20 protein-coding genes are annotated in these 21,488 nt (G+C 43.5%); 1 reads left to right on the top strand and 19 read right to left on the bottom strand.

Annotated features, from left to right (window positions below; all coding sequences use genetic code 11):
• Positions 1-7 precede the first annotated feature (7 nt).
• The 17 genes from GT589_RS05185 to GT589_RS05105 form a co-directional block, all read right to left on the bottom strand.
• Positions 8-1,087, bottom strand: coding sequence for a hypothetical protein (locus GT589_RS05185; RefSeq protein WP_293397027.1), 1,080 nt, complete (start codon positions 1,085-1,087; stop codon positions 8-10).
• Positions 1,088-1,121: 34 nt separating this feature from the next.
• Positions 1,122-2,387, bottom strand: a complete 1,266-nt coding sequence (locus GT589_RS05180; RefSeq protein ID WP_293397024.1) for an O-antigen ligase family protein — start codon at positions 2,385-2,387, stop codon at positions 1,122-1,124.
• Positions 2,384-3,082: a YveK family protein gene (locus GT589_RS05175; RefSeq protein WP_293397021.1), complete on the bottom strand. Its 699-nt coding sequence runs from the start codon at positions 3,080-3,082 to the stop codon at positions 2,384-2,386. The genes GT589_RS05180 and GT589_RS05175 overlap by 4 nt, the downstream gene beginning before the upstream one ends.
• Positions 3,083-3,096: 14 nt before the next feature.
• Complete coding sequence (locus GT589_RS05170; RefSeq protein WP_293397018.1) at positions 3,097-4,386, bottom strand: glycosyltransferase; 1,290 nt, start codon at positions 4,384-4,386, stop codon at positions 3,097-3,099.
• A 10-nt stretch (positions 4,387-4,396) separates the two neighbouring features.
• Complete coding sequence (locus tag GT589_RS05165) at positions 4,397-5,206, bottom strand: glycosyltransferase family 2 protein (RefSeq protein WP_293397015.1); 810 nt, start codon at positions 5,204-5,206, stop codon at positions 4,397-4,399.
• Between the two features lie 19 nt (positions 5,207-5,225).
• Positions 5,226-5,894, bottom strand: a complete 669-nt coding sequence (locus tag GT589_RS05160; protein ID WP_293397012.1) for a sugar transferase — start codon at positions 5,892-5,894, stop codon at positions 5,226-5,228.
• A gap of 19 nt (positions 5,895-5,913) precedes the next feature.
• Complete coding sequence (locus GT589_RS05155) at positions 5,914-6,648, bottom strand: YveK family protein (protein WP_293397009.1); 735 nt, start codon at positions 6,646-6,648, stop codon at positions 5,914-5,916.
• A gap of 10 nt (positions 6,649-6,658) precedes the next feature.
• Positions 6,659-7,324 carry a CpsD/CapB family tyrosine-protein kinase gene (locus GT589_RS05150; RefSeq protein ID WP_293397006.1) on the bottom strand — a complete coding sequence of 222 codons (666 nt, stop codon included), beginning with the start codon at positions 7,322-7,324 and terminating at the stop codon, positions 6,659-6,661.
• A 122-nt stretch (positions 7,325-7,446) separates the two neighbouring features.
• Positions 7,447-8,232 (bottom strand): glycosyltransferase, encoded by a 786-nt coding sequence (locus GT589_RS05145; protein WP_293397003.1) that lies wholly within the window; start codon positions 8,230-8,232, stop codon positions 7,447-7,449.
• A 64-nt stretch (positions 8,233-8,296) separates the two neighbouring features.
• The gene (locus GT589_RS05140) at positions 8,297-9,298 is read right to left on the bottom strand and encodes a glycosyltransferase (RefSeq protein ID WP_293397000.1); all 1,002 of its coding nucleotides are present in this window, start codon (positions 9,296-9,298) and stop codon (positions 8,297-8,299) included.
• Between the two features lie 37 nt (positions 9,299-9,335).
• Entirely contained in the window at positions 9,336-10,337 is a 1,002-nt protein-coding gene (locus tag GT589_RS05135; protein WP_293396997.1) for a glycosyltransferase, read from the bottom strand.
• A 32-nt stretch (positions 10,338-10,369) separates the two neighbouring features.
• On the bottom strand, positions 10,370-11,533 hold the full coding sequence (locus tag GT589_RS05130) for a CDP-glycerol glycerophosphotransferase family protein (protein WP_293396994.1): 1,164 nt from the start codon (positions 11,531-11,533) through the stop codon (positions 10,370-10,372).
• Entirely contained in the window at positions 11,530-13,059 is a 1,530-nt protein-coding gene (locus GT589_RS05125) for a lipopolysaccharide biosynthesis protein (RefSeq protein WP_293396991.1), read from the bottom strand. The genes GT589_RS05130 and GT589_RS05125 overlap by 4 nt, the downstream gene beginning before the upstream one ends.
• 21 nt (positions 13,060-13,080) lie before the next feature.
• Positions 13,081-14,142, bottom strand: a complete 1,062-nt coding sequence (locus tag GT589_RS05120) for an NAD-dependent epimerase/dehydratase family protein (RefSeq protein ID WP_293396988.1) — start codon at positions 14,140-14,142, stop codon at positions 13,081-13,083.
• A gap of 32 nt (positions 14,143-14,174) precedes the next feature.
• Positions 14,175-14,888, bottom strand: coding sequence for an IspD/TarI family cytidylyltransferase (locus GT589_RS05115; protein ID WP_293396985.1), 714 nt, complete (start codon positions 14,886-14,888; stop codon positions 14,175-14,177).
• 67 nt (positions 14,889-14,955) lie between these two features.
• Positions 14,956-15,672 (bottom strand): IspD/TarI family cytidylyltransferase, encoded by a 717-nt coding sequence (locus GT589_RS05110; RefSeq protein ID WP_293396982.1) that lies wholly within the window; start codon positions 15,670-15,672, stop codon positions 14,956-14,958.
• Between the two features lie 176 nt (positions 15,673-15,848).
• Positions 15,849-17,798, bottom strand: coding sequence for a S8 family serine peptidase (locus GT589_RS05105; protein WP_293396979.1), 1,950 nt, complete (start codon positions 17,796-17,798; stop codon positions 15,849-15,851).
• A 203-nt stretch (positions 17,799-18,001) separates the two neighbouring features.
• Between GT589_RS05105 and GT589_RS05100 the strand changes: the two genes are divergently transcribed.
• Positions 18,002-19,627, top strand: a complete 1,626-nt coding sequence (locus GT589_RS05100) for an S-layer homology domain-containing protein (RefSeq protein WP_293396976.1) — start codon at positions 18,002-18,004, stop codon at positions 19,625-19,627.
• A gap of 79 nt (positions 19,628-19,706) precedes the next feature.
• On the opposite strand, the gene GT589_RS05095 is transcribed toward GT589_RS05100, so the two are convergent.
• Both GT589_RS05095 and GT589_RS05090 read right to left on the bottom strand, forming a co-directional pair.
• Positions 19,707-20,735: a glycosyltransferase family 2 protein gene (locus GT589_RS05095; protein WP_293396973.1), complete on the bottom strand. Its 1,029-nt coding sequence runs from the start codon at positions 20,733-20,735 to the stop codon at positions 19,707-19,709.
• Positions 20,736-20,739: 4 nt separating this feature from the next.
• Positions 20,740-21,450, bottom strand: coding sequence for an IspD/TarI family cytidylyltransferase (locus GT589_RS05090; protein WP_293396970.1), 711 nt, complete (start codon positions 21,448-21,450; stop codon positions 20,740-20,742).
• Positions 21,451-21,488 lie beyond the last annotated feature (38 nt).

Raw genomic sequence — 21,488 nt, 5'->3', positions numbered from 1 at the left:
ACCCCTTCTAGATTTTAATGTCTGACGTGTTCACGAATCTTACCATTCCTTTATATTCTTTATTCATGTGCCTGCAAAAGCCTTCAAGCTCTAGCATTCCAATATTGCTCATGCTTTTGGGATGCCCTATGACCGACAGGTAATAGTCATTGTTTTCGCAGTCAAAGCTTTTCAAATACTGCTTTACAATGTCCACCATAATTTCCTTGCACAAGCCGTCATATGTTAGCATTATGGGCTGGAAAATGTAGTTCTCAAGCCTTTTTACGAAAGTTTCAAAGGCTCCTTTAGAATCCGAAAAGGCCGTTCCTCTCTGCGGGGTCTCTCCCAGTCTTCTTTTTCTAAGCCTGCCCCTGACGCTGTTTTCTATTTTTTTCGCCAGCAATCCAGGTCTCCCGTAGTATGAGCCTATGACCATCTCAAGTATTCTTCCGTCGCCCTTTTGTGCTTCATGCTCTATGCCCAGGTCAGGATCAATCCACCAGTTTATGCTTTTGGGAACTTTCGTATAGTCAAAGCCATGTATCCCTGTCTTCAGGCGTCCACCTCTGAATATGCTAGAGTCAATCCATATGCCTTCACTTGCTAGGGATTTTAAAAGCTCCCTCTCCGGGAGCAAATTCCATCCACCGGCCCTGAATGCTCTGCATGCATAGCTGCTGTCTGCCGGTCTTAGCAATTCTTCAAGGTAGTTCTTGCCCTTCCGTATTATCTCCACCGCGCTAGGTATCCCATCATCTCTTTCTTCAAACCCCAAATCATGAATCCTGTATTTTGTGTAGTCGAAATTCCACGTTCCCTGTCTATATGTCGAGGTGAGCCAATGAGAGTGGATATGGAGCTGCACGTCATGGCCATTTTTGATGGCATACAGCAGCTGCTCCTCCATACCATCTGGAAACTCGTGCATCCCAAGCTCCCTATACCTGAATATTGAAAGTACGTCGCTCATAAGCACTAGGCTGGCCCCATTTTCCGCCAGCATGTCCATCAGCCTGTAAGTAGGCTCAAGGAGAACCTCTTCCTCCGTTCCATAATTTTGGCCGAAAAAAAGTTCATGATCAGCCGTTATACATATATTGAGCATGGCGTCATCTCCCCTACAGCACTGTCACTGTCAACTAATCGCTTTTCTTTTCCTTTACTTTGCTTGAAAAAATAAATCCACACACTATCAAATAGAATAAATATATGTTTATCCCGTAATACTGGTTCACATTGAAATTTATGGCTATGCTGTTTCCAGCGAATATGGCTATTGCAAACCACAAATCTTCTCCCCTGCATCGTTTGAACAGCATCAAGAATACTGCAGTGTAAAAAAACGCATAGCTTATAAAGACTAACAAGCCTTGTTCTGTTATTATGCTGAGCCACTGCGAGTGTATATCAAAATCCGATATGAAATGTGTCATCAGATAGTAATGAGCATACTGTCCGGCTCCTATCCCTATGAAGGGCGATTCAAAGAAAACCTTGAACACTCTTTGAAATTGGACGAATCTCATGGACTGCGTCGAACCCCTGTAGTTAAACATCTCATTATACATGCCGATAATGTCGTCAATATACACAGCATAAAGCGAAACCACGGCAGCGATTGAAATCCCTGCAAAAAACAGCTTTTTAACGACTGCTTTCTTGTCGCTGTCTTTGAATATGAGGAATAGCACAAAAATTACTGTTTCAACAAAAATCGCAATATATCCAGTTCTGGTGTAGGTAAGATAAGTAAATTCCAGGTTGAGCACCAGAACAGCTAAATTATAAAGGCTTTTATTGTTCCAGAATTTATACAGCAATACGGCATGCAGTATGGCGCCCAGATTCCCTGCTCCGTTGCAGTATCCGACAAGTCCGCCTACTCGATACACTCCGTTGAAAGCCTCGTAAAATCCGAGGAATGAATTGCCTAGAGATAAAAAACTAATAAACGTAATTAAAGTATCCCTTTCAAACTTGTTTCTGATGTTGTAGAAAAATACAATTATAAGCTGAACCACCACGTAGCTGAAAAATATATAAGCGTATGTTTCATACCTGTATATTTTAAGAACTAGCAATTGGAATGCTGTAATTACATATATCATGGCCAGGCTGACAGTTACTATGTTCATTTCCTTTGATATGTCCAGCGAAAAGTCCGAGGGAAAAGAGTCCCTGTTATAAGTTGATATGATAACATTGTATAAAATAAGTACGATAGCCATAGATGTGATATATACTGTATATTCCTTGTTCAGGTCTATATACAAAGGATATGCTATGTTTACAAGCAATGTTGCCAGCATCAAATGTGCAATTGTTTTGTTGTGCTTGCTTGAAATGTAAAGCAAAGCCAGGTTAAAGCAGCAAAATATCCAAAATACTTTAATAATCGCAATCATAGCGTACGTCCCCTATATCCTGTCTGTTTGTAATTTGGAACAACACCCATAACCTTGATTCCAAGCTCACGTTCTATATCCTGGGGAGTTTTTATTGTATAGTCGAGATATTCTCTATAGAACGCTATAAACAACCCAACCATCATTCCTATGAAGCCCGTCACAATCATTATGACCATCTTTTCGGGCTTGGCTGGACTGCTTGGTACCTGAGCCGCATCAATAATCCTGACATTCTCAAGCTCCATTAATCTTTTAATTTCATCAATAAATGAGCTTGCCAAGTCATTGGCTATCCTTGCCGCATCTCTTGCATTTGTGTTTAGAACCGATATTTCAATTATCTCGGTGTCCGGGTATATGGTTACAGAAACATTTTTTCTGAATTCCTCTATATCCATGCTTATATTGAGCTTCTGCATGGATTTCTTCATCACTGCGTCCGATTTGGCCAACTTACCATAGGTGTTGACGAGTTTCTGATTCAATACCACATCGTCAAAATCCAGATATCTTTCAGTCTCATTCTCTATTCTGTTTATCACCAGGGTCGTGCCCGATTCGTAAACAGGCTCAATCAGGAAGAAGCTAAATGCAGCGCCTATTGACATGATTATCAACGTGACAGCTGTGACTGTTATTTTCTGTTTCCATATTATATTTAGATATTCTCTTAATCCGTATGTTTCTCGCATTTAAATTCCCCTCTTCAGGCTTTCACTGCAATCTTTTCTGCCAAATCAGCCACCACATTTTCCCATCTGTATTTTTCGTTTCTGTTGCTCCAGCCGCCCGGCATTGTTCCCGTGTCCATGCGGCTTGCGATATCCATTACAGCTCTGTATATCTCCTTGCTGTCATTTCTGACTACAGGTCCCCGATTGGCCTCGCTCATAATATCCAGCAGCGGATCGAGCTCGTCTCCGAGTATTGTAAGTATGCAGCTATCTGTACCCATGTACTCATAGACCTTGCCTGGTATTTGGCTTGAAGCCTTGTTTCCCCATAATATGTTGACATTAGAAAAAATCATGTACCTTAATGCTTCTTCAAACGGCGCTCTCTTTCTTATGCTTATGATATCCAAATCTTCAAAGCTCTGTATGTTTTTGATGTTGTCGATTTCCCCAAGCAAAACTATATTGAGCCGCTCATAAAGCTCAGGGCTGCTTGATTTTATTGTTCTTATTGCGTCTATGAACGGATCCACATCCCTTAGCTGTGTGTATATGGCTCCGGTGTGCACTATGTTAATCCTGTCTGGCAATATACCCTCCGGTGCTCCTAGTCCCCTGATTTTATCGTAGTATGCGCCGTCATATCCCCTGTACACAATTCCCGTCTTATCGGGCTCAAGCCCGAATGTGTCCACATACATATTCCTCGTCTGCTCCGAAGTAAACAGACATATGTCAGCTTCCATCACAACGTTTTTTTCGACGCCCCTTTCGTAAAGCTTTCTCAAAAGCGGTTGGTCGTTTCTTTCACTGCTTTGGACGGTCCATGGATCACTCCAGTAGGCTACCCAGCGTATTCCAGGCATTCTTTTTTTGATGCTGTATGCCACCATATGACTGGACGGAAGCTCATGCATTGAAAATACCATGTCATATTCCCCCGCTCCGATTAATTCCTCTGCTTTTTTGATGGCATTTTTTTGCCAAAAAACAAAAGAATCGGGGACTGCCATGTACTTTTTCAAAACGCCTTTAATCCTTGCCGTACCTGATGCTCCCCCCCGACCTCCATCACCAGATTCACCCTTTTTGGCGTATGTCTTTGAATACACGTATCCTGCCGATTCTCTATAAATCCGCACATCCCCGTCTATTCTCTCATTCAGTGCACTATCATGATATATGTGATCCTCGTTATATCTGCAGGTTACGACTCCCACATTGTGCCCGAGTTTTCTCAGATAGTTTACATAATAAAGACTCCTTATACTGGCAGAATTATTCATAGGCGGAAAATATATAGTTATGAAAAGTATGTTCATACTCTGTAACTCACCTCCCGATATTCCTGTAGAGTTTCCTTCTGCTTATATAGTACCCGTGCTTGTTAAAATAGTATAGAAGGCCCCTTAGGTGTTCTACGGCCATCCTGCTAAGCGGATTTTTCCTGCTTATTCTCTGATAGTGATGTATTATCCTGGTTTTGGGAACTGCAACAACCCTGTAGTTGTTCTTCCATATTCTCAGACAAAGGTCTACATCCTCCGGAGAATAAAATATTTTCTCGTCAAAGAGACCTACACGCTCTAATGCATGCTTCTTAATAAGCCAGCAGGCTGAAATTGCATAATCCACATCGAAAAACTCGTCATTCTTGTCGGATTCCCAATCATCATATGATTCGTCTTTTTCACCCCATCTGTACATAGTAGCGACAGGTGAAAGTTTGCTTAGCTTTTGAAATAGCGTAGGAAACTTTTTAAATGAATTCTGTCTCCTTCCGTCAGCATAAAACATGAAGGGGGCTGCCAGACCAATGTCTTCGTTTTTTTCGAAAACATCAACAAGTCTTTCAAAGGTGCCACTTTGGACCACGGTATCAGAATCGAGTATGCAAATATATTTGCTCTCCTTGCTTGAGCGCTTTATCCCTTCATTTCTCGAGACAGTTGTCCCCATATTGCCGCCCATTTCCACAAGGACTACACTCTCATAATTTTTGACAATTTCTCTTGTACTATCCTGTGAACCGTTGTCTACAACAATGACTTCGTTTTGCAACATAACATTTTCCAAAATAGATTCTATGCAGTTTCCTATGTACTTTTCTGAATTCCATGTTAGTATTACAAAACTTATCATTGTTCCGCCTTCGTCCACATCAATACGCCCCTTCCTTCTTTATCACCTTAACCACAGTCTGAATTATCAGAACTAAATCCAAATATATGCTCATGTTTCTCACATACTCAACATCCATGCTGATTCTTTGCTCGTATGTAGTGTCACTCCTGCCCTTTACCTGCCACATACCTGTAAGGCCCGGCCTCACGCACAAATATACAGCCTTATACCGTCCATATCTCTCCAGCTCAGCCGGCACTATAGGCCTTGGCCCCACAAGACTCATGTCGCCCCTTAGTATGTTATAAAACTGAGGCAACTCATCCATGCTTGTAGTTCTGAGAAACGAACCGAGTTTTGTAATCCTGGGGTCATCCTTAAGCTTGAAGTTTTCCTCATATTCTTTTTTCTGTTCTTCTGTAAATTGCTCAACCAGTTCCTTGGCATTAGGTACCATTGTCCTGAACTTCCAGCATTTGAACATGACTCCGTCACGTCCGACCCTCTCGTGACCATAAAATATGTTTGCTTGCGGGTTATCAAGCTTTACTGCCACCATTATCAATAGAAGCAGTGGGAAAAAGAAAATGATTGCAAAAATAGATCCCACTATATCCATTGCTCTTTTCAAAAACAGACAGGCGAATTTTTTCTGCATATCTATCATATTCATATTTGAGATTTTTTTGCTATCATCCATATCCATAACTCTTCCCCCCTTTTTTTTATGTCTCATTTTCCTCCGGGACACCACGAGCACTTATGTGCCACTTCTGCTTCTTTTGGCTTTCACCGTCAAATGGAATAACTCCCATCAACTGTATCCCAAGATATTTTTCAACATCATTAGGAGTTTTTATTGTATCATCAAGATATTCTCTCAAAAATGCTGTGAACAGCCCACCTATCAGCCCCAGCAGCGTCGCAGCCACTATTATCAATATCCTGTTGGGCTTTGCCGGCTCAGTTGGTATATCCGCAACGTCTATTACCGTTATGTTTTGTATCTCCATTATCCTTGATACCTCTTGGGCAAAAACGAAGGCTATATTGTTTGCAATCATGGCCGCCTTTTCAGGGTCTTTATTTTCCACCACGATTTCCATCATTTCAGTTTCTTCAAGCAAATTTACTGTAATAAGCTTTCTAAATTCCCCGACCCCCATATTTAGATTGAGGTTGCTTATAACCTTGGAGAGAACTGTTTTCGACTGTATGATTTTTTCGTAGGTGTTAACAAGCATTTTGCTTATTATAATATCATCATACCTGTAGTATACTTCCTGTCCGGTAGTTTGTCTTTTGACCATCAGAAGCGTACTCGATTCATACACAGGGTCAAGTACAAAAAAACTCAAGCCGGCGCTAATCAGAATAGCAGCTATAGTCATTGTCAATATGGTTTTTCTTCTCTTATAAAATATATTGATATAATCACGAAGTTCGATTTTTTCATGCATAAAATCACCCTTATTCGTAGTAGTAGTAATTATCTTTATTGTGTTCGCCAATGAAATTGTTTAAGACTATGCCGAGTATTCTGGCGTTAACATTCTCTAGAGTCCGTTTTGCCTTTCTTGCCATATCTACTTCGACATATCCTGAGCTGCACACTAGTATTGTTCCATCAGTATAAGTCGATATTATCGACGCGTCAGTCACTATGCCAACAGGCGGAGTATCTATCACCACATAATCATAATCTCTTCTTAATACTCCTAAAAGGCCCTTCATACTCTTCGAGCTGAGAATCTCCGCAGGATTCGACGGTATCTGCCCTGCAGTTATGATATCTATGTCAGAGCCCGGTATCTTTCTTATATAGCCTTCGTATTCATTTTCGGCATGTGAAAGCAGCAAATCTGTTATCCCCTTCTTGTTTGATATGCCAAACATCTTGTGGACAGACGGCTTTCTGAAATCGCAGTCTATTGCAGCCACCTTACTCCCCAGCAAAGACAGCGATGCGGCTATATTGGCAGCTACCGTTGTCTTTCCTTCGCCTGATTTTGCGCTTGTGATAACTATCGTTTTTATGGTCTGGTCTATGTTTGCAAACTGTATGCTTGTTCGTATGCTTCTGTACGCCTCGGCCACCGGAGACTTTGGATCCGCATAAACTGCTATATTATCCAATTTTGAGCACTTCCTTCCACTTGTAAACTTTTTATGTTTTCTTAATGATTTCTTAATGTTATTATAATATTATTATACCGCCGTATTAAAAGGTATAAACTTCTTTGTATAAAAACCTCCGCTTATATTTCCCACTCCCTGCTTCCACGGTTCATATGTCTTATCGCTCCCCAAAAGTCCATGTCGCTCTTGTATAGGTTGTACTTTCTGATTGCAAACTGGACATTTATTAAAGCCGACAGCCTCTTGAACAGGTTCTTGTGCAGTACACCCCTGTCGAAAAAATATTTTTCATTGTATCCCTTGAACCATGTAGATTCCTCTTGCTTGACAGTACCTATCCTGGCTGGATTGGAATATATCTTCAGACCTTTTTTCAGGCAGTCTGCTATGAATATGGTGTCCTCTCCGCAAGCATATTTAGCTCCCCCCCCAAACAGCAGCGAAAAGTATATGTTTGCTCTAATGACGCTTTCCCTTCTGAATGCAATGCAGTATGTTCCGTATCTCATGAAATTGGTAAAATTGACACGCGCATGCGATTGTATATTCAAGTCATCTTTTCTGTCCTTGTTTAGAGTGGGAACATTGAACATCATCATATCGGCTCTCGGGTTGTTTTTAAATGCATCGAGTACCACATTCTCATAGCCATCGTCATATACCACGTCATCGTCGGCCATAAGGCATATATCTGCAGTAGCTCTCATCAAAGCGCTATTTCTGCTAAGGCCAACCCCTTTTTCGTCGAAAGAGTACATTCTGATTTTTTTTGCTTCGTCTTCATATTGAAAATAATCATTCCTGTCGCACTGGTTTATTATTATGGCATCAGTTCTGATGTTCATCCTGTTTACAATTTCCAAATCAGACTGATGCATGGTCGATACCAAGACTTCCAAAGTCACCAATCCCACCTCGCTTTTTAAAAAAGGAACCAACACAGAGATTGGCTCCTTAATAAATGAATTTTTACACTCCACCATGGAAAATATTTATCACGACTTCATATAACCACCTAAAAAGCTTGTATGCGCCAATGTTCAACATAATCAGCGCAGCCGCCACTTTTCCCTTTACAGAGAGTTCATTGCCTTTTAACGCATAACAGAATTTTTCCTTCAGGTCTCTTTGCAAAATCTTTACAGCTGCAAAATTGTTTGCCGAAATGCTCTTGCCCACTTCTCGCAGCAATCTATAGCTTGATAATGCTGACCTTTTGCGGATTATCGGAATAATTTGCGGGTAAATTTCCCCAACTACCGCTTCAACCTTATCATGCGCCCTGACGAGCGACACCTTCCTTGAATTAAACGGCTTCCTTGTAGCACTATCTGCATTCGCAACAACATGGTACTTTGGGGTTTGCGAATATACGATTTTTTCGCTGTGAATTATGAATTGGCACAGCCACAACATGTCTTCTCCAATTGTGATATCTTCGTCAAATTCAATACCTTTAACCCTGTAGATATCCCGCTTATAAATTTTGTTGTATACAGAGGCGTCAAGACAGAATTCAGTCAACTCCAGACTCATCACTATAGCAGCTTCCTGTGAAATAAGCTCAGGCTCGCATTCGCGGGCTAAAGCAGGGTCGGCTTCGTCATTCAAATAGTAGCCGCAGGCTGCGATTTCAGCGTTGTTGAGCTCAGCCAAGCCCTCCAGGAATGAAAACATATCCTTCTCGATCCAGTCGTCGCCGTCTACAAATCCAATATATTTGCCCTGGCATATTCTAAGCCCGGAATTGCGTGCTGCCGAAACCCCCTTGTTGCTTTGATGTATGACAGTTATGCGGCCATCTCTTGCCGCGTACTCATCGCATATTGCTCCACTCCCGTCAGTCGACCCGTCATCCACCAGTATGATTTCCAGATTTTTGTATGTCTGATTGATGACGCTATCCAGACACCTTCGAAGATATCCTTCATTGCAATATATGGGAATGACAATGCTTATCAATGGTTCCATAAAATCACCTCTTAAATCACACTGAACGCTTCTTTTCTCACAACTTGTAGTTAAACAAACGCAAAGCAGCTTCATACAGAAAATTGGCATGCCTATACAACGTAAGGTTGGCTGCAATCAGAACAAGACCTAGCTTGTTTTTCAGCGACACATCCGCGCATTTCAATGCGTATGTAATATTCTTTTTAATGTCATTTTGCAATATTTTTATTGCCTCAGCTTCATTAAAGGATTTATTGACGTTGGCCTCGCAAAGCAGCCTGTAGCTTGATAATACAGATCTTTTGCGAATTGCTGGAAGCAGCTGCGGATACTTCAGGCTTACTATTTCCTCCATTTTTTCATGCGCCTTGACAAGCGATGCCTTCTTCGAATTAAATGGCCTCCTTGTGGCACTCATGCTGTTAGTGAAAACATGATACTTTGGAATCGGAGAATAGACTATTTTTCCGCTGCTCATAATGCACTTGCACAGATAAAGCATGTCTTCTCCAATTGCTATTTCATCTTCAAACTCTATTCCGTTTTCCTTTAAAATTTTACTCCTGAATATTTTATTGAAAACACCCGAGTCGAAGCAAAATTCCTTAAGCTCCAGGCTCATGAGTATGGATTTTTCCTGTGAAATAATCTCAGGCTTGCATTCCAGGTCCAAACCGGGATCTGCTTTGTTGTTTACATAGTAGCCGCAGGTGGCAATATCAGCATCGTGCGTGTCAGCCATCTCAAGCAGAAATGAGAGCATATCATCGTCAATCCAGTCATCACCGTCAACAAATCCCACATATTTGCCGCTGGAAAGCCTCAAGCCCTCATTGCGTGCTGCGGAAACGCCTTTATTCTCCTGGTGAATAACCCTTATGCGACTGTCCCTGGCTGCGTATTCATCACATATTTTACCGCTGCCGTCCGTTGAACCGTCATCCACAAGTATTATTTCCAGATTTCCGAGCGTCTGATTTATGACACTCTTCAGACATATGCCGATATATTTTTCAACATTAAAAACTGGAATTATAATACTAACCTCTGCATCCATAAAATCACCTCGTAGAGCCGCTTACCCGACCTCTATACTATATTGAAATGCTCGACAATCTTTTTGGAAAACTCACCCTCGGTGTCCTTATTGACCAACTTGTTGATTCTCATTCTCTCCAAAGCGTAATCGTCTTTTGATATCGCCATTTCAGCCAGAAAACTCTTTATGTCCTCAAAAGACACCATGTGCCTGCCCGGCATGTATTCGAGAATATTATCGACAAGATACCCTGCCTTGTATTCATATATGTCGTCTACCGTGAAAGCTATGGGCTTGTTGGTGAGCAGATAATCAAAGTAAACCGATGAAATATCAGTTATCAAAGCATCAGCTTCCCCAAGCAGAGAATACAGCTGCACGTCCTTATCACTCAGGTCCTTGTTCGTAAGAAACAGCATGTTTGAATGAGAACGGCTTTTAATATTTTCAAGGTTTTGCGCCGGATGGAACTTTATAACGAGCAGCATATCGTTGTCTTTCAAGACTTCATTCAACTCTTCAAGCTCTTTCTGCGAGGATATAATCGGTATCCCTGTCTGCGAAGTCTTGTCTGCCTTATAGTGTTCTTCTCCAGTCATATGTGTCCTGTATGTGGGCAGCCAAACTACGCTCTTTCTGTATTTTCCGCCTGAGAGCTTGGACAATGCATCGCTTTTTATAAAGAGCAGGTCGTTTCTTGGGCTCCCCATGGCTAGCAGCTGCTCCTCCTTGCACTTGTCGGACTCTACATACGCCTTCTTGAAAGTGTCGCTGCTGTATATTACATAGTCGAAATTCATGCCCAGATCGCAGTTGGCATTTTTGGGTCCCGTTCCGTGCCACAGATTAACAAACACTTCTCCCTTATTCAGCTTAAAGGGCGGCCTTCTGTGAGAATAGAAAGCAAATCTTGCAGTGGCTGCGTAATAGTAGTACACAAGCTTTTCCGCCCAGTTGAGCATTGTCTTCTCGTCCTCGGAATCCACCTTTATAAACTTAACCCCATTGCCGAATTTCCCCCTAAAATCTGACGGATTCTCAACAAGCCAGACCATTTTATATCTTTTGTCCAACCCCTCGCTCATCATGTATTCAAACAGGGCTCTCGAATTGTCGCAAAAATCGCTATGGCTCTCAAAAACAATGACATTCTGAAGAGGTACCACTTTTGCAAGCGGCTTTAGCCATTTTCTGAGTGTTTTTTCCATCATCATCTCTCCCCCCTCAACAGCACTCTCTTTAGCGGCATAATCAGCAGCCCCTTTTCAAAGTCGTTCATACCCTTGACCCATACGGTCAACATGAATATGCAAGAGAAAATAATGCCTTTTATGAACAATCCTCCCAAGCCCGGAGCCAAAGGGAGTTCATTGTGCAGCGAGCATACAGCAAAGCTCACAGCTGCCGGTATTGAAAGCCTTCCTATTTCGGCCCAATATCGCGGAATATCCAGGCCGATCTTTTTTTTGTAATATATGTTCATGGTTATTATCTGACCCAATACACACCCCAGACCGGTTGCCGCTGCACAGCCAACAACGCCATAGGTCTTTACCAGAGCCACACTGAGAACCACATTCAGCACCGCTATGAAAAGATAGACAATCGACCTGAAAGCATGCATGTTTTTTGCCTGCAGTATGCTTATGCCTACATTCTGGCTCAACGGAACTATTGAGGGTATCATTGTGATTAGTGCTACATAATACGCGCTCTCATATCCCTCCCCAGCCCATATTGCTATAAACTCCTTTCCAAACAGAGCAAAACCACTCAGCACAAACGAAAGCACCAAAAACTGAATTCTGCCCACCTTTACGAATGTGTCCGAAAGCAAGCTTCCGTCGGCATCCTTTACGTCCAGCTCCACAACCCTAGGCAAAAACACCCCTGATATTGACGTGGATATTTGTACATAATAATTGAAGAACTGCGATCCTATTGTGTAGACGGCCACCGCTGCTGTTCCAAGGTACATTCCCAGAATCAGCTGATCTGTAGCCCAGTACAGCCTGTCTATTATTATGTTTAGAAATACAAAGAAGGAATACGCCCCTATGCCCTTTAGCAAAGGCATGTCAAATTTTGAAACCGATATCCTCTTATCCAACACCTTGTAGAAATATACCACATTTAACAAACTGAACAGAGTCCCAATAATCGCGACAGCAAGTAAAATTCCCACAGATTTGTATCCGAACATAAGAATCGCAACCATTATAATCGGGTTGAGACATATCCTCGCAATGTTGGCTGTTTTTAAGAATACGAACTTTTCATATGCCTGTATTATTCCAGCAAACACACCTAGCGGGAATGAAATAGACATGTTTACTACGGCAATGAGCATCAGCGTCTTTGCTCTGCTTAGCTCCTCCGGTGTCAGCGAGGCCGAAAAAATATTGTCTATGTTTAAAATAAGTATAATTCCAATAATAAAAGCTATGAGTCCAATAATAGAATACATTACAAAAAACATGAAGTGCAGAGACTTCTCTTTTTCAAATTCATTTTCTGCACGATATTTTGCCGTATACCTTATAATGGCGTTTTCAAATCCAAAATCTAGTATTGCCAGGTTTGCCACGACCGAGTTGACAAGCGAAAACAGTCCGTACTCAGCCTGTCCCAGCTTCCGGAGCATAAAAGGAGTATATACAAGTGATATTGCCACGCTCAGAAATAAGGCGGCATACGAGAGCACCACACCTATTCTAATTTGACTTTTTCCTTTTTCCATAATGTGCATCTTCTTTCAAGTTTATTTATATAATGATGCTTCCTTCATAATCTTTAGAGTCTTCGAAATTCCTTCTTTTATATGCGTCTTAGCCTTCCAACCCAGATTTTCAAGCTTGGAGCTATCAAGAACCTGCCAACTCACCGGTGTGAAGCCAGCTTTTTCAAGCACGCTTGCCTCCGATATAACCAGGTTCCTATTCCCGCATTTTGCTACAATATCTGCCATTTCTTTTACGGATAATATTGAATCCTTGTCAGACACATTATAAGCATTACAGCTTTCGCCCATGAGCATTACTGACAGTATGGCCGACGCCGCATCCACAACATAGCAGTAACCCCTGACTTGTGTTCCCTGACTTTTCATTATTACGTCATTTTCTGACAATACGTTCCTTATAAATGCTGATATTGCTCTGCTATCACTGCTTCTCATACTAGGACCGTATACATGGCTTGGGCGCGCTACCACGACATCAACATTATACTGACTGGCAAAACTGACGCACAGCGTCTCTGCCGCCCGCTTGCTGCTCGGATAGCACGATCGCACATCCATAGGATTGACATAACCGCTGTAATCCTCGGAAACCGCCCCCATCTGCCCGGTGATTTCTCCGTATGATTCGCTGGAGGATACAAACAATACTCTCGTGCTGGCATTCTCCCTTGCAAACCGCAGGGAATTATACATTCCATGGAAATTCGTCATCATTGTTCCCACGGGGTCATTTGCAAAAGCAGCCGGGTGCGCATGGCTTGCTCCGTGTATTATATAATCGATATGACTTTCTAACCCGATTTTGTCGCAGACATCCTGCTTTACAAAAACAAACTGCCCGGATTCAAAATATGACAAAAAACGCCGTTTTGCAGCCTTTCCGTTCCTGCAAAGAGCATATACAGTTATATTGTCATCAAAATGCACGTTTCTATACATTATGATGTCCACAATGCATGAACATATCAAGCCGCAAGCGCCTGTAATCAACACGCTCTTGCCCCTCATTCTCTCCCATGGAAAACTAAAGAGACTCACCTCATTCAGATCTCCAATGTAAGTAGAGCTTTTAATCAACACTAGCTATTCCTCACTTCGTCAAATATATTTTCCTACAGCTTTCGCTCATTGTTTGTGGCTTTAAGCAGCAAAGCCTCGAATATATCCAGGTCATCAACGGTTGTGATCTTTATGTTTTTCTCGGAACCAGCAGAAAAGTATACCCTCTCACCCAACTCAGCCAAAAGATCACACGAGGCTCCCATGTTCGAAATATCACGCCTTGCAGCCTCCTCATGGGCCCACAGAAGCTTAGATAGCCTATAGGCTTGAGGCGTCTGAGTTCTGAGCAGTTGGTCCCTTGGGATTGTTGTGAGCGATGAAATCTTGTCCTCGCATTTGAACACAACCTCGACGCATGGTATCGCAGCCACTGCGTTGCCGTAGAGCTCATACTTAACCAGGCAGTCTGCTATAATCTCGTGCGAAACCATCGGCCTATTGCCATCATGTATGATAACCGTATCGTCAGGACTGCATTCTTCCGCAAGCTTCAAAAGCCCTTTTCTTATTGACTCCTGTCCGGTTTCGCCTCCTGACACAACCCATCTTAGCTTGCTTATCTCAAACTGTTTGGCATATGCTTTGAGTATGTCATGCCAACCGTCAAGACATACTACAATAATCGCGTCAATATTCGGATGCTTTTCAAAGGCCAGCATGGTGTAGACAATAATGGGAATGTTGTCTACATGCATAAATTGCTTTGGTATATTCTGATGCATCCTCTCGCCGGAACCGGCCGCGGTCAGCAGTGCAATATTCATGGCTTTCTCCCCTCTCTGCCTTTTTACTCAACATATGTATGGCTTCCACAATGCCCTGCAAGGCCTGTCACTTAAGCCAAGTATCCTTTTTTGAATGCAGCATGGCCTTGAACAATTCAATATCATCTGGTGTTGTGATTTTTATATTTTTGTATGAACCTGCCGCAAAATAGAGCGTCTCGCCTAAATCCACCATCATTGTATTGGCATAGCAAGCCCCGTATATCCCTATTTCCCTCCTGTAAGCCTCCTCATACGCTGCTAGCAGCTTGCTATAGCCATAGGCCTGCGGCGTCTGCACGCACCTTGTCTTGTCCCTTGGTATATACTGGGCTGTCGATATCTCGTCCTTAGCCTCAAATACATGCTCGTTGTGAGGCAGGGCTGTTACGCCATTGCCGTACATCTTGCATTTTTCAATGCAGTCAGAAATGACCGTTACATCAACCATAGGCCTTATGCCGTCGTGGATTAATACTATATCATCAGCTGAGCACTTGTCCCTGAGATTGTATACTCCGTTTCTAATTGATTCCTGAGCACTATCCCCCCCCGATGTGATCCATTTAAGCTTGTCAATTCCATACTGCTCGGCGTAAGCCTTCAAAACCTGATGCCAGCCGTCTATGCAGACAACCTCAATAGCGTCTATATCAGGATGACGCTGGAAAACTTCCAATGTATATATGATTATCGGCTTGTTGTCCACATGCAGAAACTGCTTTGGGATATCCTGATGCATCCTTTGTCCACTTCCGCCTGCGATAATAATTGCAACGTTCATTTTTCGCCCTCCATTCTCGAAATTATCCATACAATCTGTACTTATTTATACCCACCTGCAGATCATTTGAACCTCCGCCTGCGAAATCTGGAGCTATCTTTTTAAAATAATTAAAAGACTCCTGCTCATGCTTTTGGCATACAAGCGGAGTCCTTTTAATTGTTTTTATAACTGCACTAATCTGCTGTCGTAAACCTCATCAAAGTTGGCTTTCCGAGCTTCTTGCCTTCGTCTTGCGACTTCACTCCCTGTGTTATAAAGATAGTGTAGGTTTCGTTTGGATTGTAGCTGCCAACAGGAGATATGATTATTGTATTGGGCTTATCCCCCTGTTCCAATGTGCATTCAACGAGCTCCCCACTCGAATCCTTGATGTAGAGCGTATCCGGATTTACCGTGTCCATGTCAGGCTGACGGCTGAATTCTACCGTCCAGGTCTTGGTGAGAGCCACGTTTGTCTTTGCGGGTATTTCAGCTGTCACAACCGGCATGGCCTCAACCGTCTGGGAGTATTCAGACCAGTTGCCGGCCTCATCATTTGCCTTAAGCCTGAAACTGTAGGTTTTCCCATTGGTCAGGCCACTCAGCATATGCATAGTTTCATTTTTCCCGACGCTGACGTAGGACCATGCGGAAGCGGACGTCAGCTTGTATTCAAGTCTGTAGCCTTCAAGATCGAACTCCTGGTTTGCATCCCAGCGCAGAGTCACACTTTTGTCGCCTGCCGAATCCAGCCTCAGATTGCTCGGCGCAGCAGGATCTGTTAGATAAACGAGCGTCTTTTCTGCATTGAGCAATCCGTACCCATAGTGATTGTCAAACCCGGCGCTTCCAAGATCCGTGCTTGAAGCTTCCAAAGAGGCAGTAAATTCCGATACTGAAATGGAAGGCTTGCATGCAACAGCAAGAGCGGCAACACCTGCAACATGCGGCGCCGAAAATGATGTTCCGCTGTCGTAAATGTATTCAACGCCATCGTTTTGCGCATCAGCCGTAGTGTAAATCCCTTCACCCGGAGCAGCCAGATCCACCATGTCGTTGTACTGTGAAAAGTCAGAGTACGACAGGCCGCTGTCGACAGAAGCTACGCTTATGACTCCGCTGTAAGACGCCGGATACATATAATCCGCCGAAGCCCCGTTGCCTGCTGAAGCAACTACTATGCAGCCCTTTGAAATTGCATATTGAATCGCCTCGTTTTCAGCTGATGAAAAGCCCGGTCCGCTCAGGCTGAGATTTATGACGTCGCACCCCATATCTGCAGCCTTCCTTAGGGCGTCGCATATGTCGGAGGTGTATATGCTTCCATTTGAATAAACCACGTTCAGTGGTACTATTGCCACCTCCCAGTTTACTCCTGCTATGCCCTCTCCATTGTCAGTCTGGGCACCTATTATGCCCGTCACCTTTGTCCCGTGCCCAATAGAATCATATTGGCACGGCCCATCAATTATATAATCCCAACCGCTCCTTATGTCGGCTCCTGCAAGATCCGGGTGGCTTCTGTTCACACCGGAGTCTATTACTGCCACCATAACAGTGCTTGAGCCTTTTGTGATATCCCATGCCCCCTGAATATCTATCGCAGGCAACGCCCATTGATTGTCATAATAAGTATCAGACGGCACCTCCTGCAGCTTTACTTCACGGTCCTCCTCCATAAAATCGACAAGCCCTTGGACTCTCTGTTCGAACTCATCGACGTCTGAAAGCATTATCATAAATGTTCGATTCCCGCTATCACCTATGATTTTATACTCATAGGGGCTTACGGCTTCGAATATTTGGCGCATCGAAGCAGCTTCATTGAATTTTACAATGTGTCTCGTTCCCGAAGCCAAAAGAAGCTCTTCCTCACTCCGCCTCCTTTCCTCCCGAAAAAATCTGCCGCTCTGTGAATCCGATTTTCTGACTCTCTCCCCGGCGGTGTCTATTCTGTCTTTACGGATTCTATCCAGCTCGTCAAATGGATTTTCATCCGGCGACTGCTCATATGTAACTTCATCTGCTTTTTTGACGAGTTCATTTCCATCTAAATCCATGCTCTCTGCAAATCCATTAAGCGGATTGGACGATAGAGCCACAGACAAAACAAAGGCCCATATTAGCCTTGTAACTGATTTCATACAAGTATCCTCCCATAGCATTCCTCTTTAAAAACTGTCCTTTTTATAATACCCATTATGACCCTGCCAGCGAACAAGTATTTTATAAAATATAATTTGAATTTCTTATGTATTTTAAATTAATTCGATTTAAATTTATATTATGTTTTTATTTTGGGTATAAATGACTAATAGTCACATATGACTAAATGGAGGTGTTTTTCATGAATATCAGGCTGAAAAAGCTCAAATTTGCAACTTCAATGCTCCTGGCGCTAGCACTGCTTATAACCGGCGGACCGGTTTTTGCAGGATCCCCTATTGATGATGCGACCAGAGCACCACAAGGGTGCGAAGAGCCCAAGCAGGCGGATTACACTGTAGAGCACTACAAGCAGCTGCCTGACGGCTCGTATCCCCAGACGCCAGATGATACGGACACTGAAACAGGAGACGTCGGGGACACCGCTACTGCAGTGCCCAGGGAATACCCGGAATACACTCTCGACGAGGACAAGTCAACAGTCACCGGCACAATTCTTGAGGACGGCTCACTTGTGCTTGAGCTCTACTATAAGGCAACTCCAGCTACTGAGGATACGCCTTACACAGTCGAGCACTACAAGCAGCTGCCTGACGGCTCATATCCCGATACGCCAAACGATACAGACAGCGAGACTGGAACTCCTGGAGATACCGTTACTGCAGTGCCCAGGGAATACCCGGAATATACTCTTGACGAGGACAAGTCAACAGTCACCGGCACAATTCTTGAGGACGGCTCACTTGTGCTAAAACTCTACTACAAGAAGTCAGCAGAACCTGCCAAATACAATGTATACTATGATGCCAACACGGGCAAAGGAGAGCAAACCGACCCTCAAAGCCCTTACGCACCAGGCGAAACTGTAACAGTAATGGATAAGGAAACCCTATCCAAATCGGGCTACATCTTCATCGAATGGAACACAGCAGCAAACGGAAGCGGAACAGACTACAATCCAGGTTCGAAATTCACAATGCCGGATACCGATGTAACTCTGTTTGCACAGTGGAAGAAAAAATCCAGCGGTGGAAGCGGTGGTGGCGGAAGCGGCAGTGGAGGAAGCTCGACTACAACTCCGACAACACCTACTACAACTCCAGAAACAACGCCAGAACAGGAGACTGCAGGAGCTGTCCCTACAACACCGACACTTAATAAACAGGACCACTTCGCCTATATAATAGGTTACCCTGAGAATATTGTAAGACCAGAGGGCAATATAACACGTGAAGAAGTAGCCGCCGTATTTTACAGGCTTCTGGACCCAGCTTACAGAGACAGCATTAGAACTGCAAGCCACGGCTTCGGCGACGTTGAAGCTAACAGATGGTCATCCAAGCACATAGGAACTCTAGCGAAAGGCCAAATACTGTCAGGTTATCCCGACGGAAGCTTCAGGCCTGGAGGCAACATAACGAGAGCCGAAATAGCTGCAATAGCATCCAAATTCGAAAAGCTTTCCAAGGCTGAAAGCAACAGGTTTTCAGACATATCCTTGCACTGGGCTAAGGAATATATTAATTCAGCCGCTGAAAACAGCTGGTTCGACGGATATCCGGATGGTACGTTCAAACCTGACCAATACATCACAAGAGCCGAATTCGTGACAATTGTTAACAAGGTGCTCGACAGGAGAGTCCATCTGGAAGATATCCTTCCGGAAGCAAGGCAGTTCCCGGACTTGATCAAGGATGCATGGCATTACGAAGCCATGCAGGAAGCAATAAACAGCCACTATTACAACAGAAAGTCTGACACATTCGAAGAATGGCTCGAGATCTACCATCCGACTCTTGAATGGTAGACTAGCATAACTAAAGCCAGCGTGCAATGCAAAAGATCATCAACCCTTTTACATGTACGCTGGCTTTTTATCTGGTTTTTTAATTCTTAAACAGACCTGACACGGCTTTGTAAGATAGCCTCAGATACCGAAAAGCCTTCGGACTCATTGAAAACAAAGTGAGCTTAACCTTGTCTTTTGCCGACAAATCACTCCCCATCACCACGCTGATGAACTCATTCCTTATATTGTCCCGAAGCTCACGTATCGCCGCATAATCGCTGAAGGACGTGTTGTACATAGCCTGGCGCAGATAGTTGTAGCTTGTTAGTATTGATCTTTGACGAACTACAGGTGCAAGCTGAGGGTACGCCGGCTTTACAATGCTTTCAATTTTATCGAGCGCCCGCAGCATAGTTACTTTCTCTGAATAAAAAGGCTTGCTTGTGACACTCATGTCATTGCAGCTGTAGTGATATTTCGGAATCGGTGAATATACTATTTTTTTGCTGCGCATTATGCATTGGCACAGGCACAGCATGTCCTCGCCTACGAAAACAGATCCGTCGAATTCTATGCTGTTTGCTCTGAAAATTTCGCTTTTGAATATCTTATTCCACAATGCGCCGTAAAAGCAATATTTGTTTACATTCAAAAAGCTTGCCCTTATGGCCTCCTCTTGACTTATGCTTTCCGCAGCGCTCTCCGCATACAGCGATGGATTTTCATCATTTATATAGTATCCACAGGCAGTCACGTCGGCATCACTCGACTCCGCCATTCCCATCAAAAGCGAGTACATGTCCCTTTCAATCCAGTCGTCGCTGTCGACAAACCCGATGTATTTTCCTGTAGCCATTTTCAAGCCAAGGTTTCTGGCAGCCGAAACACCTTTATTGTTTTGATGGAAAACCTTGACTCGGCAGTCCTTTTCCCCGTATTCGTCACATATCCTGCCGCTCGAATCCGTCGAACCGTCATCGATCACTATAATTTCAAGACTCTCATACGACTGGATTATCACGCTGTCCAAGCATCTGCAAATGTAGTCTTCGGCATTATACACCGGAATGATTACGCTTATAACCTCATCCATATAATCACCTATCCAGCTGGAATCCGGTCTCATATCCTCACTTCATCCAGTCCGCCTTTTTTGAATTCAGCAGCGCCTTGAATATTTCTATATCCTCTGGCGTAGTCAGCTTGATGTTTTTCTCCGAGCCCGCCGAAAAAAACAGCTTCTCTCCCAGCTCAATCATGAGAGTACACGAGGCCACAGAGTTTGTAATGCCTCTTTTTTGAGCCTCCTTGTGAGCCCATATCAGCTTGCCAAGAGGAAACGCCTGAGGCGTTTGAGTTCGCATCAGCTTCTCCCTGTCGTAGCTCGACTCAGAGCAGATTTTGTCGTCAGTTTCAAGCATGGCTTCGGCACACGGAATAACTGCAATTGCCGAGCCATACTGCCTGCATCTTGCTATGTTATCAGATATGACCTCTGCTGTAACCATGGGGCGTATGGCATCGTGCACCAATACTATGTCTTCTTCGCCGAATTTCTCGCCGATGGCGTATACACCGTTCCTTATGGATTCCTGCCCCGTTGCACCTCCGGAAACAACACCCGACAGTTTGCTTATGTTAAACTGCTTCGCATAAGCGATTAGAATTTCCTGCCAGCCATTAAGACAGACAACCTCTATAGCATCAATGTCCGGATGATTTTGGAAAGCTTCCATCGTATAGATAATTATAGGCTTGTCCTGCACGTTTATGAACTGCTTTGGAATATCCTGATGCATTCTCTGTCCGCTTCCGCCCGCTATGATAAGCGCTATGTTCATTTTTTTTCCTCCCGTCCCATTCTAAATATGTTTTTATA

It is taken from the genome of Peptoclostridium sp. (assembly GCF_009881055.1).
Taxonomy (GTDB): domain Bacteria; phylum Bacillota; class Clostridia; order Peptostreptococcales; family Peptostreptococcaceae; genus Peptoclostridium_A.
The sequence above is the reverse complement of the archived record's forward strand: the minus strand, read 5'-3'. Positions and strand labels throughout refer to the sequence as shown.